The sequence below is a fragment of the Tenacibaculum xiamenense genome, assembly GCF_964513065.1.
GTDB lineage: Bacteria > Bacteroidota > Bacteroidia > Flavobacteriales > Flavobacteriaceae > Polaribacter > Polaribacter xiamenense.
Genome location: NZ_CAZEQU010000011.1, coordinates 397090 through 416021, shown reverse-complemented (window position 1 = coordinate 416021; position 18932 = coordinate 397090). Strand labels below are relative to the sequence as shown.

The following is an 18932-nucleotide window of genomic DNA, read 5'->3' as shown; positions in this document are numbered from 1 at the left end:
TAACACCCTTATTAATATGAATATTAAGTTTAGAGTATTAATTGGAGGGCTGTCTTTGGCGGCTGTTTCAATTATTGGTTCTAAGTATTTAAAAGAACAAAATGCTAGCGAAGAGATAGCTAAAAAACGCGAAGTGCATAGCACTTTTATGAAAAAGAGTCCGTTGAATGAAACGTTAAAATGGGGAAAGAAAGAAAGAAAATTAAAGGGATTACCGCCTAACAGGTATTTCGATCAAATGCAGTTACTAACTATGAATCCAGCGACTGGAAAAATGGAAGATGGTAGCTTAGCAGGATTAAGAGAACAATTACTACAGGAAAGAATTTCAAGACAAAACCAAAGAAGTACACCAGGAGAAGCTGGTAATTCATGGGTAGAAAGAGGTCCAAATAATGTAGGGGGAAGAACAAGAGTTATTTTATTTGATCCGAATGATGCTTCTAACAATACTGTTTATGCTGGAGGTGTAAGTGGTGGTTTATGGAAGAATACAAATATTACAAGTTCAACTTCGCAATGGACAAGAGTTCAAAATGTTCCAGGAAACTTGTCGGTAACATCTATTACAATTGATCCAAGAAACTCAAACAGATGGTATGTTGGAACAGGTGAACAATATACAGCTGGTGATGTTGTAGGAAACGGAGTTTATGTAACCAATGATGGTGGAACTTCATGGAACGCTGTAAATATACCAGCTGCAGGTGGAGGTGATATCAATCATAACGCGAGCAACGTATTTTTATCTGGTATTCACTATGTAAATGATGTACTAGCGTGGGATAACGGAACGTCAACAGAACTATATGTAGCTGTTGGTGCTCATGTTTACGGAGATTCATCAAGCCCTAGAAACTGGTTAGGACTACAATCAGCTGGTTTATATAGATCAACTAATGGTGGAACTACTTGGGGAAGAATAGAGTCGGCTAACATGAAATATACCTTCAGTGGAAATGACTATTATTATATTCCTAATGATTTAGAAGTTGGTGCTGATAACAGACTTTGGATGGGAACGATTTCATCAGCTTTAGATTCAAATAGTGGAGGTAGAGTATTTAGCTCGACAAATGGGGGTACATGGACAGAAGCAGCAGCTTCTCCATTAACAAACTCAAATAGAGTTGAATTGGAGCCATCGGCTACAAATGCAAACAAAATATATGCTTTAACACAGGGAACAGCAAACACTGCTCCAGTACATATTTACAAAACCACAAATGCGTTTGCTAGTGTTACCACAACATCTTTACCAAATGATGCGGATACTGGAATTGCTGCTAATGACTTTTGTAGAGGTCAGGCATTTTATGATTTAGTAATTGAAGCTGACCCAACAAATGATAATGTAGTTTACGTTGGAGGAATTGATTTGTTTAAAAGTACTAATGGAGGTACTTCATGGTCTCAACTATCACACTGGTATGGAGGTTTTGGATTCCAAAACGTTCATGCAGATCAACATTCCATTGCTTTCGGTAACAACAACTCATCTAGAATGTTATTCGGAAATGATGGAGGTATTTATTACTCAGGAAATGCTGGAGGAACAATTAGTGTAAGAAACAGAGGATATAACGTAACACAGTTTGTAAAAGCAGGTATTGGTCCTGATGGAGCTGGAGATACTGGTGGAATATTTACAGCTGGTGCACAAGATAACGGTACACAAGCATTTAGAAACCCAACTCCAGGAATTAACAGTACTACTTTCTTAAGTGATGGAGATGGATTTTACACTTTCGTTGATAAAGATGGTGATTACATGATTGCTACGTATGTAAGAAATGTAATTTATCGCTTTAACTTACCTTGGAATGGTCTAGGAAGACAACAAGGAGGAGCAACTACTTTATTAAATGAGCAAGGTACTGGAGATTTCGTAAACCCAATGGGATATGATGATTCAGCAAACCGTTTGTTAACAAATGCTTCAACAGATGCAGCAAAATCTATCAAGAGTATTAACGTTGCGGCTAATTCTAAAGGAAACATTACCAATGCATTATTAGATGCAAGTCCAACGGCTTTTAGAGCGTCTCCTTTTGCAAATAACACTTGGTATGTTGGTTTAGCAAACGGAAAGTTATTAAGACTAACAAATGTTACTAATTCAAGTGCTACATGGGCAAATATCAATACTCCGTTTATAGGATCAGTTTCTTCTGTAAGATTTGGAGCAACGGCTAATGATATTTTTGTAACAATTCACAATTACGGAGTTACTAGCGTTTGGGCAACTGCTGATGGTGGTGCAAACTGGGTGAATAAAGAAGGAGATTTACCGAATATTCCAGTAAGAGATTTCTTACAAAACCCATTGTCAAGAAACGAAGCTATTATAGCAACGCAATTAGGTGTTTGGTCTACTTCAAACTTCAACGATGCAAATCCAACATGGTCTCAAGCATATAATGGAATGAGTGATGTGAGTGTAACATCTTTCGATTATTGGAATGTAAGCGGAGATCATACAAACAATAAAATTATTGCTTCTACATATGGTAGAGGAGTGTTTACAGGTGAATTTACAGCGTCTAATGCTACTCCAGATACGCAAGCTCCAACAGTACCAACAAATGTTACTGCAAGTTCTGTAACTGCTACTGGATTAACTTTAACTTGGACCGCTTCAACCGATAATATTGCTGTAACTGGATACGATATTTACCAAGGATCGACTAAAATTGGAACTTCTACAAATACTTCGTTTAATGTTACAGGATTAACCGCGAACACCAATTATACTTTTACAGTAAAAGCAAAAGATGCTGCTGGAAATGAGTCTGCTGCAAGTAGTGTAGTAAACGTAACTACACCAGGAGTAGTAATTACATATTGTGCTTCAAAAGGAAACAGTGTTGCCGATGAGTATATTCAAAGAGTTCAGTTAGGAAGTATTGATAATACTTCAACTGCATCTAGTGGATATACCGATCATACTTCAATTTCTACGAATTTAGAAAAAGGAAAATCTAATACAATTACCATTACTCCAAAATGGGTTGGAACTGTATATAATGAAGGTTATGGTGTCTTTATTGATTATAATCAAGATGGTGACTTTACTGATGCAGGAGAAACTGTTTGGACAAAATCGGCTTCAAAAACAACACCTGTAAGTGGATCTTTCACTGTGCCTAGCTCAGCTTTAGATGGAGAAACGAGAATGCGTGTTATTTTAAGATACAATACAATTCCTTCTTCATGTGGTTCTTATGACTACGGTGAAACAGAAGATTATACAGTCAATATATCAGCTGCGGTGGCTGATACTCAGGCTCCAACAGCACCGAGTAGCTTAGCTACTTCTAATGTTGCCCAAACAACATTAAGTTTGGCGTGGACTGCATCAACTGATAACGTAGGTGTAACGGGATATGACGTATACCAAGGCACAACGAAAATCGGATCAACAGCATCAACTTCTTATAACGTAACAGGGTTAACGGCAAGTACTGCCTATACTTTTTCTGTAAAGGCAAATGATGCCGCTGGAAATGAATCTAATTCAAGTAATGTTGTAAATGTTACAACCTTAGCAAATGTGGTTTCATATTGTGCTTCAAAAGGTAATAGAGTAAGTTATGAATGGATTGATTATGTTTCTTTTGGAGGTATGACCAATACAACTGCAGCAAATGGAGGATATGGTGATTTCACAAACAAAGTGGCTACCGTTACAAGAGGAACAACCAATCAGATTTTGGTAAGCGCAGGATTTAGTGGTTCGTCATATACCGAATATTTTACAGTTTGGATTGACTACAACCAAAATGGAACTTTTGAAAGTAACGAGCAAACATCTTTAGGTTCGTCAAGCACAGCTGCAAATAGATCGGCTAATATTTCAATTCCTGCTTCGGCAAATTTAGGTCAAACAAGAATGAGAGTTTCGATGAAGTATAACGGTGCTTCAACAGCTTGTGAAACTTTTGCCGATGGAGAAGTAGAGGATTATACAGTAAATATTACGAATTCGGCGTCGGCGGTAGCAACGGCTTCAAATGATGAGTATGCTGAACCTTTAGATAAAGATGGTTTAACTAGTTTAACTGTGTATCCAAACCCAGCTATTAATAATGTTATTGTACGATTTGGAAGCAATGACAAGGTAAATTATAGAATAACCAACGCCATTGGTCAAGTAGTTCAACAAGGAAATACAATCAATAACACAATAAATATTGCAGAATTACAAAGCGGAATTTATGTGTTGGAGGTGACCAACGGAGATAAATCAACATCTGCTAAGTTAGTTAAGAGATAAATATCTTATTAAACCCTTCTTTCTTTTAACTAATGCACGCCCTGAGCTTTTGCTCAGGGTTTTTTTGTGCTGTTTTGATAGTTGTTGAGTCATGAAAACTTCAACTTTTTTAAATTGAAAGAAAAAACAGAGCATGAGGGCTAAGTTTTTTATTCAAAATGGTGTTAAAATAGTGTTTTTGGAAATAGTATTATTAAATGGAAGAGAGGTGACAATTGCAAAAAATAATAACAGAAAACAGGCTAAAAACGCGCAGAAATATTACCTAACTATTTGGTAAAATTTTATTGAAACAAATGAAATGTAGTATAGTAAGGGAAAGTTAATGAAAATTGGTTAATCTACTGATTGTTTTAACTTGTTGTTGTTTAGTTTTTTATATGTTTTTTTATGCAGGTGAAATAGATTTTTCGTGAAAATTATTGGAAGTCTTTCGGTTTGCTATTGACTTGAATAGTATTGTTTATACTAGCTCTTTTTTTAGAATTACTTTCTTTTTTATTATGTATGATAAAGGTATTTTTTTTTGCAAAAAGTCAAATAAATATTTTATTCTTTTAAAACCCCAGACGCCTTAAGGGCTTGATGTTATGTTTTATTAGAGTTTCGCTTTACTTCCTAGTTTTGAGATTTTCTGACAGAAATTTAATTATATATTTGGCATCGTTTTAACAAAAAAAATACAGATCTGTGATTTTTGTAACGAAAAATCAATGTTAAATTAAAATAACTATAATTTTAAAAACTCATTCAAAATGAGATACAACTATTTAAAAAACCTAATATTTGTTGGAGCAATCTTAGGATGTGGTTTCCAAACGCAAATACAATCACAGAATAAGCAGGAAATTAAAAAGATTCAAAGGGGATACAATTTATCCAAACTAAAAACATTAAAGGATAAATTTAGAAAAGAGACATCAAAAGCTAAGAGGGAAGTTTTAGAGCTAGCTAGGAAAAACGGTTGGAAAACTCAAATCAAAAGAAATGATGGTAGCTATATGGAGTTACAAAGAGTGGTAAATGGAAAGCCTATTTATTATACTACTTTCAATGTTGATGCCGCAAAATCGACTAGAACAAATTATTTACATACTGGAGGATCGTTAGGTCTTAATTTGTTGGGGCAAGGAATGACAGCTCATGTTTGGGATGGTGGTTTGGCAAGAACTACTCATCAAGAATACGATGGACCCGGTGGGAATAATCGTTTTTCTATTGGAGATTCTTCTAAGAAAAGGCACTATCATGCAGCTCATGTAACAGGAACTATCATAGCATCTGGTGTTAAAGCCAATGCAAAAGGAATGGCTCCTTATGCAAAAGCTATTGGCTATGATTGGGAGAATGATAAGTCAGAAGTAACAAATGCTGCTTCTAATGGAATGTTAATTTCCAATCATTCATATGGATACGCAGCAAGAAACGAGTTTGGACAGGTTCAGCTTCCTCAGCACTTTTTTGGAGGGTATATCGATGAATCTCGTGCTTGGGATGAAATCCTATTTAATGCCCCAAATTACTTAATGGTAGTAGCTGCTGGAAATGATGGAGATGATAATACAGCAAATAATAATCCAACAGGTGGAGCTGGTTGGGATAAATTAACTGGAGCAGCAACATCAAAAAATAATCTGGTTGTAGCAAACGCAGAAGATGCAAATATTGATGCTAATGGAAATTTAGTATCCGTTTCTATAAATAGTTCTAGTAGTGAAGGACCAACAGATGATTTTAGAATCAAACCGGATATTACGGGAAATGGAACTAAGGTTTATTCTACTTTTGATAATAGCGATACGGCTTATAAATCAATTTCAGGAACGTCAATGGCTTCACCAAATGTTACTGGTTCATTGGTTCTTTTGCAGCAGCATTACAAAAACCTAAACAACGGTGAGTATATGAAAGCGGCAACACTAAAGGGATTAGTTCTCCATACTGCAGATGATGCTGGACCATCAGGACCTGATGCTATTTTTGGTTGGGGATTACTAAATACCAAAAAAGCCGCTGAAACCATTACAGAAAGAGGAAGTCAATCAAAATTAAAGGAGTTAACCTTACAATCTGGAGAATCATATACTATTACAGTAAATTCTGATGGCGAAAATCCTTTGTTGGCTTCTATCTCTTGGACTGATAGACCCGGGCAAGAAAATGAAGAAGTAAACTCCACAACACCAGTATTGGTTAATGACTTAGATTTAAGAGTTTCTAAAGGAGAGACTGAATATCTGCCTTACAAACTGATTGGTCCTAAAACTAATGCAAGGAAAGATAACAACGTTGACCCTTTTGAAAGAATTGATGTAAACGGAGCTTCTGGGCTATATACAATCACAGTAACACATAAAGGTAATTTAACTGGGGCAAGTCAAAATTTTACACTTATCATAACAGGTGTTTCAGACGAACCAGTAGCGTGTAGTACTTCCGTACCAACAGAGCTAAAATTATTAAATATTACATCTTCGACTGCTGTTGTAAACTGGAGTTTAGTGCCTGAAGCAACATATGATGTAAGATTTCGTGAAGTTGGATCAAATAACTGGACAACAAAGGCTGTTTCTGGAGTATCTGTTTCTTTGACTGAATTATCTGCTTCAACTGAATATGAATTACAGGTGCGTAGTAAATGTTCTTCTGAAAACTCTAGCTATAGTACTTCTTTGAATTTTACAACTCCTGATATTACAGTTTCATACTGCAGTTCAAAAGGAAATAGTGTTAAGGATGAATATATACAAGGAGTTAAGCTTGGGGGTATTAATAATTCTTCAGGAGGAGGAAATGGATACACCGACTTTACGTCAATATCTACAGACTTAAATAAGGGTAAAACCTATTCAATTTCCATTACTCCAAAATGGACAGGAAATACCTATGCTGAAGGGTATGGCGTTTATATTGATTATAATAGAGATGGAGATTTTGAAGATGAAAATGAAATTGTTTGGACAAAAGCACCTACTAAAACCTCGCCAGTTAATGGTTCTTTTAAAGTTCCTAACCAGGTAAGTGTAGGAGAAACTAGGATGAGGGTCGTAATGCGTTATAACGAACCAGCAAAATCTTGTGGTGTTTATAAGTATGGGGAAACTGAAGATTATACCGTCACAATAAAAAATTCAGAAACTGATACTGAGGCTCCAACTGCTCCAAATGGATTAGTAGCATCGGCAGTTACACAAACAAGTGTGGAATTAAATTGGAATGAATCAACTGATAATGTTCAAGTGGTTGGTTATGATGTGTATAGAGGTTCAATAAAAGTTAAATCGATTTCAGGTACAACAGCCTATATTACTGGTTTGACGCCGAACACTTCATATTCCTTTTCTGTAAAAGCGAAGGATGCAGATGGGAATATTTCAGGTTTCAGTAATAAAGTAAATGTGAAAACGGCAGATGATGCTGAACTGATTTATTGTGAATCAAAAGGGAAGAATTCTTCTTATGAGTGGATTGACTATGTTTCGTTTGGTGGAATGTCTAATGAAAGTAAAAATAACAACGGATATAAATATTTTGGAAATAAAATAGCCGAAGTACAACGAGGGAGTGAAAACAATACCTTGAAAGTGAGTGCTGGCTTTGGAGGTAAGGCCTATAAGGAGTACTGGGCAGTTTGGATTGATTTTAATAAAGATGGAACTTTTGATGATAATGAAAAAGTAGTTAGTAAAACTTCTTCAAGCGCAAATCATTTAAGTAATAGTGTAAAGATTCCTTCCAATGCCATTTTAGGAACTACAAGAATGCGAGTTTCAATGAAATGGGATAAGCAACAAACCGCTTGCGAAAACTTTTCACATGGTGAGGTTGAAGATTATAATGTAAATATTGTTGCTTTCAATCAAACTGGCAATGACGACAGCATTGAGAGTACCATTGATAAAGAGCTCACTCTAGTAGTTTACCCAAATCCAGTAATAGAATTTATTAATGTTAATGCTGATTTCAGATCATGGAAAACAACCTATAAAATTTTAAACAAAGCAGGTAACGTTATCCAGTTTGGTAAAATAAAATCAAGGATAGATGTATCTTCTTTAAGTTCTGGAATATATGTGTTAGAGGTTGTCAAGGATAAAAAGCGAATGACTTCAAAATTCATTAAAAAATAGATTAGTTTAGTACATATTTGTGTTAAAGGCCCGAGGTTTTCTCGGGCTTTTTGTTAGAAAAGATTGTAGTATACCAGGGTATATTGATAGAGTTTGTAGTAGAAAAAATACTTTTCCGAAGGGTTTGCCAAATGAAAATTATTGAATTTTACTGAAAAAGATAAGGGTGTTAACAGAAAAACGACATTCTTTGTTTCATTTTGTTTTTTTGGTGTGTTGTTAGTTGAATATCAACTACATTGCAACCCATTTGTAGTAAATGTTAAGATGTCTTTTTCTTAACATCGGGGGGCAAACAAACAACTATATCTAACAAAAAACCTTTCAAAAATGAATCACAGGTATTTTAAAATGCTTGTGTTTGCGGGTACGTGTTTAGGCGCTAGTCTTTTCACTCAATTGCAGGCACAAAACAAACAACAAATTCAAAAGATTCGTAGTAGTTACGATTTAACTAAACTTGAAACTCTCAAGAAAACACTACGAGCAAAGCAAGCCAATCAAAAACAAGAAGCACTACTACTGGCAAAACAAAAAGGTTGGAAAACTGAAATTTTGAAAAAGGATGGCGGTTTTATGGAACTTCAAAGAGTTGATAAAGGAATGCCTATTTATTATGCCACAGACAATGTAGATGCGGCGAAATCAACGAGAACAGATCATTTGCATACAGGAGGATCTTTAGGTCTTAACCTTTTAGGTCAAGGAATGACGATTAATGTTTGGGACGGAGGTGCCGTTCAATTAACGCATGAGGATTATGATGGTCCTGGAGGAAACAATCGTGCATCGATTATTGATGGTGTTACCAATAGGAATGCAAATACATTCCATGCAGCACATGTTACCGGAACATTAATTGGATCTGGGGTTTATCAAGCAAATGCTAAAGGAATGGCTCCTCATGCAAAAGCTAAAACAGCTGATTGGAATAACGATATTTCAGAGGCAACTTCGGAAGCTTCAAACGGAATGTTAGTTTCGAATCACTCCTATGGTATTCCGTTTAGAGATCCAAATACTGGACAAGTTTGGATTCCTCAACACTATTTTGGGGGATACATAACTGAATCTCGTCAATGGGATGAACTAATGTTTAATGCGCCTTATTATTTAATGGTTAGATCCGCAGGAAATGATGGTGATGACGATAGTGCTAATAACAACCCTACTGGAGGTTTTGGGTTTGATAAACTTACTTCAGCAGCGACATCTAAAAACAACTTGGTTGTTGCAAATGCTCAAGATGCAAACATCGATTCAAACGGGAATTTGATTTCTGTAGCGATTAATTCGTCAAGTAGTGAAGGTCCAACAGATGACTTTAGAATTAAACCTGATATTACTGGAAATGGAACGGAAGTATATTCATCGTTTGATTTTGCAAGTTTTGCAATGAATCCAGGAGCTCCAAATTTGAGTGATGGAAATACGGATGATGATTATTATTCTATTACTGGAACTTCGATGTCTGGGCCAAATGTAGCAGGTTCTTTATTATTACTCCAGCAGCACCATAAAAACTTGAATAATGGAGATTTTATGAGAGCAGCGACCTTAAAAGGATTGGCTTTACATACTGCAGATGATGCTGGAGCTTCAGGTCCTGATGCTGTTTTCGGATGGGGATTATTAAATACCAAGAGAGCCGCAGAGACGATTACCAAGAAAGGGAATCAATCTAAAATGGAAGAATTAACATTAAGTTCTGGTCAAACTTATACCATTACTGTTCAGTCGGACGGAACAAGTCCATTATTGGCATCAATATCTTGGACCGATAGACCTGGAACTGCGAATACAACGGTGAATTCAACTACACCAGTATTGGTAAATGATTTGGATATTAGAGTGTCTAAAAACGGTACAACGTATTTACCATACAAGTTAACTGGTGCAACTACGAGTGCTAAGCAAGACAACAATGTAGATCCTTATGAAAGAATTGATATTGAAAACGCTTCAGGAACCTATACGATTACTGTAACTCACAAAGGTTCTTTAGTGGGAGGAAGTCAAGACTATTCATTGATAGTTACTGGGATTACTAGCAATACTTCGGTTTGTAATGCAATAGTACCTACAGGAGTTACCACTTCTGATGTTACTGCTTCTACGGCAACAGTTTCTTGGGATGCTGTTCCGGAAGCAACCTATGAAGTTAGATACCGTCAAGTAGGAACAACCACTTGGACAACAGTACCTGTGCTATCTACTTCAACAAGCTTAACAGGATTATCTGAAAGCACACAATATGAAGTTCAAGTTCGAAGTGTATGTTCTTCAGGAAATTCAAACTATAGTAACTCAGTAAACTTTACAACCCAATCAGGAGGAGGTACACCGCCATCACAATATTGTGAGTCTAGTGGGAATAATCCTAGTGAAGAACATATTCAAAGAGTTCAATTAGGAACCATAAACAAAACATCTGGAGGTACAAGTGGATATTCTGACTATACAAGTGTTTCAACCGATTTAGAAAAATCAACAGAACATACGATTGTCATTACACCAAGATGGACGGGATCCGTATATAATGAAGGATATGCAGTGTTTATAGATTACAATCAAGATGGCGATTTTGCAGATGCTGGGGAAACAGTTTGGACGAAGTCTCCTTCCACAGATACAGCAGTTTCTGGAACATTTACTGTTCCGGCAAGTGCAAAAGAAGGAGCAACAAGAATGCGTGTTATTTTAAGATATAATACAATACCAAGCGCTTGTGGAACTTATGATTATGGTGAAACAGAAGATTACACGGTTGTTATTGGTGGATCAGAGGCAGATACTCAAGCCCCTTCGACACCAACTAACTTAACGGCTTCTAATATTACACAAACAGAAGTACGTTTAACTTGGACAGCTTCAACAGATAATGTTGGAGTGGAAGGATATTATGTTTATGTAAATGGAAATCTTGTAGGAACAACCACTGATACCTTTATGGATGTTACAGGGTTGAATCCAAGTACTACTTATACGTTTACTGTTGTTGCGTTTGATGCAGCCGGAAATGAATCATCTCAAGCGACTACAACAGCAACTACTTTGAGTAATGTGGTTAGCTATTGTTCTTCAGGAGGAAATAATGCAAATTATGAATGGATCGATTATGTGGCCTTTGGTGGTATGACGAATAGCACAGGAAGTGATTTTGGTTATGGTGATTATACCAACAAAGTAGCAACTGTTGGACTAGGAGGAACTTACCATTTGTTATTTAGTGCTGGTTTTTCAAGTACCCCATATGTAGAATACTGGGCTGCATGGATTGATTATAACCAAGATGGTGTTTTCTCAGCTTCGGAGAAAGTTACGGAAGGAAGCTCATCAAGTTACGATTTACTAACAACTGAGGTTACTATTCCTTCTTCGGCATTGTTGGGGCAAACAAGAATGCGTGTTTCAATGAAGTGGAATGGAAGTCAAACAGCATGTGAAACTTTTGGATATGGAGAAGTGGAAGATTATACGGTAAATATTATTTCAAACGGAGGAGCTTCAAATGGAGTATTCAGTAGCGTCAATGCAGAAACTTTGAGAAATGATGTAATCACAGATATTAGCGTATATCCTAATCCAGTTGAATCAATTGTTCAAATAAAAGGTATTTCTTCTTTAAAAGATGCTCCTTACACTATTACAGATGCTTTAGGGAGAATAATTGAGGAAGGTAAGCTTAAGTCTCAGATGAATATATCAAGTTTAAAGTCTGGTATTTATTTATTAGAAATCAATGATGGACAAAAACTATTGAAGGCAAAGCTGATTAAAAAGTAATTGAAGTTCAAATTATAATAAACGTTTCTTTCTATAAGATTCGAATACTCGATGGTGAATGAAGAAAGAGGTTGTTAAAAGCAACCTCTTTTTCTTTATGGGAATTTTGTATTGCTTTGAGAATATTTTGGTACTGTTTTAATTACTTTTGTCACATGAATTATTTAACGGTAGAAAACATCTCCAAATCTTACGGAGAAAAAGTATTGTTTCAAGATATTTCTTTTGGAATCAATAAAGACCAGAAAATTGCTTTTGTAGCTAAAAATGGAAGTGGAAAAACTTCTATACTTAATATTATTGCAGGGAAAGATACTGCTGATACTGGTCAAGTAATTAACAGAAAAGGAATACATATTGCTTATTTAGCTCAAGATTCAAGTTTTGATCCTGATTTGACCATTGAAGAAACGATCTTTTCTACAGAGAATAAAATACTACCAATAATTCAACAGTATGAGAAAGCCTTAGAAAACCCAGATAACCAAGAAGCTTACCAAAAAGCATTTGAGTTAATGGAGCAACATAATGCTTGGGATTTTGAAACACAGTACAAGCAAATTCTTTCGAAGCTTAAACTAGATAACTTAAAGCAAAAGGTAAAAACACTTTCTGGAGGACAGAAAAAACGCTTGGGGTTAGCAATCATCTTAATTAACAAGCCAGATCTTTTAATTTTAGATGAGCCAACCAACCATTTAGATTTAGAAATGATTGAATGGTTAGAAGCATTTTTTGCAAAGGAGAAAATTACCTTATTTATGGTAACACACGATCGTTATTTTTTAGAGCGTGTTTGTAATGAAATATTGGAACTGGATAATGGTAAGCTATATAAGTACAAAGGAAATTACTCGTACTATCTTCAAAATAAAGAAGAGCGTTTAGCTTTAGAAGCAACCAATTTGAGCAAGGCGAAGAGTTTGTTCAAGAAAGAGTTGGATTGGATGCGTCGTCAACCAAAGGCAAGAACAACTAAATCAAAGTCGAGAATTGATGACTTTTTTGAAATTAAAAAGAAAGCGCATCAGAGAAGGCAAGACCATCAGGTTCAACTTGAAATAAATATGGAGCGCTTAGGAAGTAAAATTGTTGAGCTTCATAACTTAAAAAAGTCCTTTGGAGATAAGAAAATTCTTGATGGTTTCGAGTACGTTTTCAAAAAAGGAGAACGTATCGGAATTATTGGAAAGAACGGAACAGGAAAATCATCATTCCTTAACATTCTAACGGAAAGAGAAGGTATTGATGGAGGAAAAGTTGTTATTGGGGAAACTGTAAAGTTTGGCTACTATACCCAGAGAGGAATAGAAATAAAGGAAGGCCAAAAAGTAATTGATGTAATAAAGGAGTTTGGCGAATACATTCCTTTAACCAAAGGAAGAAAGATTTCGGCCGGACAATTACTTGAACGTTTTTTATTCAATAGAAAGAAACAACATGATTTTGTAGAAAAGTTATCTGGAGGAGAACAAAAGCGTTTGTATTTGTGTGCTGTACTAATTCAAAATCCTAACTTTTTGATTCTTGATGAGCCCACAAACGACTTGGATGTTGTTACCTTGAATGTTTTGGAAAGCTTTTTACTTGATTATCCAGGAAACTTAATGGTAGTATCACACGACCGTTACTTTATGGATAAAATAGTAGATTCTCTTTTTGTATTTAGAGGAGAAGGAGTTGTAGAGAACTTTCCTGGAAATTACTCCGATTTTAGAGCATACGAGAATTCTCAACCTCCACAAGTCAAGGAAGAAAAGAAAGTAACTGAAACAGCAACTAAAACACCTCAAAAAGGAAAGCTAAGTTATAATGAGAAAAGAGAATATGGTGCTTTAGAAAAAGACATAGAAAAGCTGCAAAAGAAACGAAAGGTTATTGAAGATATGTTTACGAATGGAGAAGTTGCTTCAGAAGAGATCAATGAGAAATCTTTAGAACTTCAAGGAATTATAGAAACAATTGAAGAGAAAGAAGAACGTTGGTTTGAGTTATCAATGAAGCTTGAAGAGTAAGATCAATAGCATTTGATTTACTAATTTTAAGAAATAAATAAAAACCACTTCCTGGAAAGTGGTTTTTTGCATAATTCAAGTTGATTCTTGAACCGCTCGGAAATAAATAAATCTCTTATTCTTTATGATCTTAAATTTGATTACTTGTTTATAAGTATGCGTTCGGCAATTTCATTACCCAGAAAATAAAAAACATCTTGATTGCGCTAGGGGAAAAAGCAACAATTAAGATGTTTTTATTGGGGAAAAAAACTATTTAATGGGGAATAATTATACTGCTAAATTAACCAGTTTTATAAGTTGTAAATAGAGTTTTCGTTTAAAGGTTTTAGAAAGTCGGCGAATTGCAGTTTAATTCCGTTAGAAGATTATTTGTTGTATCAACTTAAAATATAGCGCAAAAAAAACATCTCAACTGTGCTTTGGGAAAAGTTGGCAATGTTGAGATGATATTTAGTCGGGAAAACTAATTATTTTGGGAAAATTATACTTCAAAAGTAACCACTATCTCCATTAACCGAATTAATTATCGTTAAATGGTAGTAGAAAGTCGGTGAAATGAAATTAACTTCCTTTGAATTAGCTTTATCTTATTATTCCTTATAAATTTTTACGATTAATTCACCTTTATCATTCATGGATGCTCTATACATTCCGGCAGTATTGAACTCGAAAGAAATATTTCCGTTTTTGTCAAGAGCAATAATACCTCCAGTTCCTCCAAGTTTCGTTAGTTTGTTTTGAATCACGTCATGAGTAGCTTCCTTTAAAGTAACGTTTTTATATTCCATTTGAGCTGCAATATCATGGGCAACAACTCCTCTAATAAAATATTCACCCCATCCAGTAGAGGAAACACCACAAGTATTGTTGTTGGCATAGGTTCCAGCACCTATGATTGGAGAGTCCCCAATTCTGTTCCATCGTTTATTGGTCATTCCGCCAGTTGAGGTGCCTGCCGTTATGTTTCCATTTTTATCTAGAGCAACGCATCCTACTGTACCAAACTTACTGTTTTTAATATCGCTATCGTAAAAAGCAGTTTTTTCATCATGATCTAGCTCCGTTTTTTCTTTGTCTTTAATTCTTTGAAGTGATTTAAATCGTCTATCTGTATAAAAATAGCTCGGATCCATTATTTCTAGCCCTTTTTCTTTAGAAAATTGATCCGCTCCTGCTCCAGATAAAAGAACATGATTGGAGTTATTCATTACCTCAATTGCTGCAGAAATAGGATTTTTAACTGTTTTTACACCTGCGACCGCACCGGCATTAAGTGTTGCACCTTCCATAATAGAGGCGTCCATTTCATTAGTTTCAGCATTCGTAAATACTGCTCCTTTTCCAGCGTTAAATAAGGGAGAGTTTTCCATAACATGAATTGAAGCTTCAACAGCTTTTGTGCTTGAGCCGCCATTTTTTAAAATATCGTATCCTTTTCTTACAGCTTCTTCTAGTTTTTCTTGATAAGCTTTTTCCAATTCAGGAGTCATGTTCTTTTTTAAGATAGTTCCAGCACCACCATGGATTACAATGGCAAATTCATTCTGCTGGATTTCTTCTTTTGTTTCTTCTTTCGGAACAGTGGTTTTGCAACTAACAAAAGCGACCGCTATTAATAGTGACGTTAGATATTTCATTGAGTAAGTTTTGATATTGATTTATAAAGGCAAAAGATAATCGATTTAAAGAAGAATTCGATAAAAAAATATCTGTTGAACGGGTTTTACGCATTTTTATAACTAAAAAACTTATGCAAGCATAGTAAATACTTTGGTTTTACATGGTTTTGAAGTAAAAAAACAACACTACTTTTTGCAAAAACCACGTTTTTTTATGGGAAAACTGTGTGACTTGACAATCGATAGAAAATTGGCTTTTTTTTTAATCTTTTCGTAATTAATGTTTTAGCTTTTTGAGATTTTTTAAAAACTCAATGATTTTGCTTTTTCTGCAAAAAACAAAGAATCTGGAAAATTGAGCCTCAAAAAACCTATGAAAGTTTGTGATAGATTTGCCGTCGAAAATTAATGAACAATCATTTTTGCTTAACCAAAATTTTAAAAATCAAAAACTTAAAAATTTAAACAAAAATGAAAATTAAATTGAAAACAATTAAAACGTTTTTATTAACTATCGGACTAAGTAGCGTATTATTTTACTCATGTTCTTCAAATGAAGATATGATGTTAGAAAATACTTCGTCAGAAGCACAAGAGGTTTTAAATTCGAAAGAACTCGATATTAAAAAACTGAAAAATGTTTCGACAGCTGAGAGTGGGAGAAATACGAATGCCACTTTAGATTGTAGCAATATTCGCGTTTTAACGAATGATACATTTTACAGTTATTCAAGTTATTATTGGTATGTGCCAATGGGAGCGCAATACCAATATTACTACAACGCTGAAACTACTTACGTAATTCAAAAGTATTATAATACTGGTGATTTCTATTACGATTTTAGAATCGCTGGTGAGTGCGGTGTAGTTGATACTATTGCAAATTCTGACCTAGTAGGAACTTGGAAAATTTTTAATTCAAACGTGACAGAGTACGATATCAATTCTGAACTAACATTAACAATTACTGCTGATGGAGCTGTGACTTTAAAGGGATGTAATACGTTTTTTGGTATTGATGCGCATAGTTATACTAAAGATCACAATGACGGAGGAAGAATTGAATTCAATACAAGTAGTGTGGCATCAACACGTTTTGGATGTTCAGATAATAAAGATGAATTAATCAATAAAATAATTACAGAATTAGGAAAAGCTAAAGAGTGGGTAAAAACAACCAGTAGTGATGGAAAGATTAGAGTTTCGTTTGTAGAAGATTCTACAAGTAGATTTATTCTTGACCCTCAGATTCATCTAGAATTCATCACTCAATAAGTTTGTTTGATTTAAGAAGGGTTCTAAATTGAACATGTGTTCCTTGGGCTTTATTGTTCAAGGAACTTTTTGTTTAAATTAGTTCTTATCATAATCTTTTTTATAGTGAAAACAAACAATTTGTTTCAAAATTAAACATAATTCTTTTAATTGTTTAATTATTATAAAACTAATTTATTTGTAGCTTTGTTTCAATAAAAGTACAATTTATAATTAAACTTTAAAATAAATGACTGATTTTGGTATTGATAAGGCCATTCAAGAATTAGGCTTACAAGAAATAAATGAAGGAACATCTACAGGTTCAGTAAATTTTTCTAACGGTGAAATTATTGAATCATACTCACCAGTAGATGGAAAATTAATAGGAAAAGTTAAAGCTTCAACAAAAGAAGATTACGAGAGGGTAATGGAAGCTGCTACAGCTGCTTTTGATACATTTAGAGTAATGCCTGCTCCTCAACGTGGAGAAATAGTTCGTCAGTTTGGAGAAAAGTTGAGAGAGAAAAAAGAGGCCTTAGGAAAGCTTGTTTCTTATGAAATGGGTAAGTCATATCAAGAAGGTTTAGGTGAAGTACAGGAAATGATTGACATCTGTGATTTTGCTGTAGGTTTATCTCGTCAGTTACATGGTTTAACTATGCACTCTGAGCGTCCTGGTCATCGAATGTATGAGCAATATCATCCCTTAGGAATTGTTGGAATTATTTCTGCATTTAATTTCCCTGTAGCTGTATGGGCATGGAATACTGCGTTAGCTTGGATTTGTGGTGATGTTTGTGTTTGGAAACCATCTGAAAAAACACCATTGTGTGGAGTTGCTTGCCAAAACATAATTGCTGAGGTATTAAAAGAAAATAACTTGCCAGAAGGGATTTCTTGTTTAGTAAATGGAGATTACAAAGTGGGTGAGTTTATTTCAAAAGATACTCGTATTCCATTAGTTTCTGCAACAGGTTCTACTCGTATGGGTAAAATTGTTGCTAAAGAAGTTGCTGGACGTTTAGGAAAGTCGTTACTAGAGTTAGGAGGAAACAATGCGATTATTGTAACTCCTGATGCTGATATAAAAATGACCGTTATTGGAGCTGTTTTCGGAGCTGTTGGAACGGCAGGTCAACGTTGTACCTCAACACGTCGTTTAATTATCCATGAGTCTATTTATGATCAAGTTAAAAATGCAGTAGCCGATGCTTACAAGCAATTGAAAATTGGAAACCCATTAGATCAGAACAATCATGTTGGTCCATTAATCGATACGGATGCAGTTAATATGTATAAAGCTGCTTTAGAAAAAGTAGTTGCTGAAGGTGGAAATATCATTGTTGAAGGTGGCGTTCTTGAAGGTGAAGGTTATGAAAGTGGATGTTATGTAAAACCAGCAATTGCAGAAGCTTCTAATGAATTTGAAATCGTTCAACATGAAACTTTCGCTCCTGTATTATATTTATTGAAATATTCAGGAGATGTTGAAAACGCAATTGCGGTTCAAAATGGTGTAGCACAAGGGTTATCATCAGCAATTATGACAAATAATTTACGCGAAGCTGAGCGCTTCCTATCACATGCTGGTTCTGATTGTGGAATTGCCAATGTAAATATTGGTACTTCTGGAGCCGAAATTGGTGGTGCTTTTGGAGGAGAAAAAGAAACTGGAGGTGGACGTGAGTCGGGGTCTGATGCTTGGAAAGTGTACATGCGCCGTCAAACAAATACCATTAACTATACAACAGATTTACCGTTAGCTCAAGGAATAAAATTTGATCTATAACGCAGTAATTGAATAAGTTATGTTGAAAGTCGCATCGTTTTGATGTGACTTTTTTTT

The 18932-nt window shown here is 35.0% G+C and carries 8 protein-coding genes; 7 read left to right on the top strand and 1 reads right to left on the bottom strand.

All coding sequences use genetic code 11. From position 1 onward, the window contains the following. Window positions 1–16: 16 nt before the first annotated feature. From ACKTTV_RS05085 to ACKTTV_RS05065, 5 genes are all read left to right on the top strand, one after another. The gene (locus tag ACKTTV_RS05085) at window positions 17–4276 is read left to right on the top strand and encodes a GEVED domain-containing protein (RefSeq protein WP_408029730.1); all 4260 of its coding nucleotides are present in this window, start codon (window positions 17–19) and stop codon (window positions 4274–4276) included. Window positions 4277–4409: 133 nt separating this feature from the next. Then, window positions 4410–4556 carry a hypothetical protein gene (locus tag ACKTTV_RS05080; RefSeq protein ID WP_408029729.1) on the top strand — a complete coding sequence of 49 codons (147 nt, stop codon included), beginning with the start codon at window positions 4410–4412 and terminating at the stop codon, window positions 4554–4556. 475 nt (window positions 4557–5031) lie between these two features. Beyond that, the gene (locus ACKTTV_RS05075; protein WP_408029728.1) at window positions 5032–8406 is read left to right on the top strand and encodes a GEVED domain-containing protein; all 3375 of its coding nucleotides are present in this window, start codon (window positions 5032–5034) and stop codon (window positions 8404–8406) included. A 330-nt stretch (window positions 8407–8736) separates the two neighbouring features. Then, the gene (locus ACKTTV_RS05070) at window positions 8737–12192 is read left to right on the top strand and encodes a GEVED domain-containing protein (protein ID WP_408029727.1); all 3456 of its coding nucleotides are present in this window, start codon (window positions 8737–8739) and stop codon (window positions 12190–12192) included. 155 nt (window positions 12193–12347) lie between these two features. Further along, window positions 12348–14207, top strand: coding sequence for an ABC-F family ATP-binding cassette domain-containing protein (locus ACKTTV_RS05065; RefSeq protein ID WP_408029726.1), 1860 nt, complete (start codon window positions 12348–12350; stop codon window positions 14205–14207). Between the two features lie 593 nt (window positions 14208–14800). On the opposite strand, the gene ACKTTV_RS05060 is transcribed toward ACKTTV_RS05065, so the two are convergent. Then, window positions 14801–15847, bottom strand: coding sequence for an isoaspartyl peptidase/L-asparaginase family protein (locus tag ACKTTV_RS05060; protein ID WP_408029725.1), 1047 nt, complete (start codon window positions 15845–15847; stop codon window positions 14801–14803). Window positions 15848–16300: 453 nt separating this feature from the next. Between ACKTTV_RS05060 and ACKTTV_RS05055 the strand changes: the two genes are divergently transcribed. Next, window positions 16301–17104, top strand: a complete 804-nt coding sequence (locus ACKTTV_RS05055) for an META domain-containing protein (RefSeq protein ID WP_408029724.1) — start codon at window positions 16301–16303, stop codon at window positions 17102–17104. A gap of 229 nt (window positions 17105–17333) precedes the next feature. Next, the gene (amaB, locus tag ACKTTV_RS05050) at window positions 17334–18875 is read left to right on the top strand and encodes an L-piperidine-6-carboxylate dehydrogenase (RefSeq protein ID WP_408029723.1); all 1542 of its coding nucleotides are present in this window, start codon (window positions 17334–17336) and stop codon (window positions 18873–18875) included. Window positions 18876–18932: the final 57 nt, after the last annotated feature.

What these genes read in the sequence shown, in the direction of transcription:
- ACKTTV_RS05085 (WP_408029730.1), top strand. Translation starts at nt 17, where the DNA reads ATGAATATTAAGTTTAGAGTATTAATTGGAGGGCTGTCTTTGGCGGCT.
- ACKTTV_RS05080 (WP_408029729.1), top strand. Translation starts at nt 4,410, where the DNA reads ATGAGGGCTAAGTTTTTTATTCAAAATGGTGTTAAAATAGTGTTTTTG.
- ACKTTV_RS05075 (WP_408029728.1), top strand. Translation starts at nt 5,032, where the DNA reads ATGAGATACAACTATTTAAAAAACCTAATATTTGTTGGAGCAATCTTA.
- ACKTTV_RS05070 (WP_408029727.1), top strand. Translation starts at nt 8,737, where the DNA reads ATGAATCACAGGTATTTTAAAATGCTTGTGTTTGCGGGTACGTGTTTA.
- ACKTTV_RS05065 (WP_408029726.1), top strand. Translation starts at nt 12,348, where the DNA reads ATGAATTATTTAACGGTAGAAAACATCTCCAAATCTTACGGAGAAAAA.
- ACKTTV_RS05060 (WP_408029725.1), bottom strand. Translation starts at nt 15,847, where the DNA reads ATGAAATATCTAACGTCACTATTAATAGCGGTCGCTTTTGTTAGTTGC.
- ACKTTV_RS05055 (WP_408029724.1), top strand. Translation starts at nt 16,301, where the DNA reads ATGAAAATTAAATTGAAAACAATTAAAACGTTTTTATTAACTATCGGA.
- amaB (WP_408029723.1), top strand. Translation starts at nt 17,334, where the DNA reads ATGACTGATTTTGGTATTGATAAGGCCATTCAAGAATTAGGCTTACAA.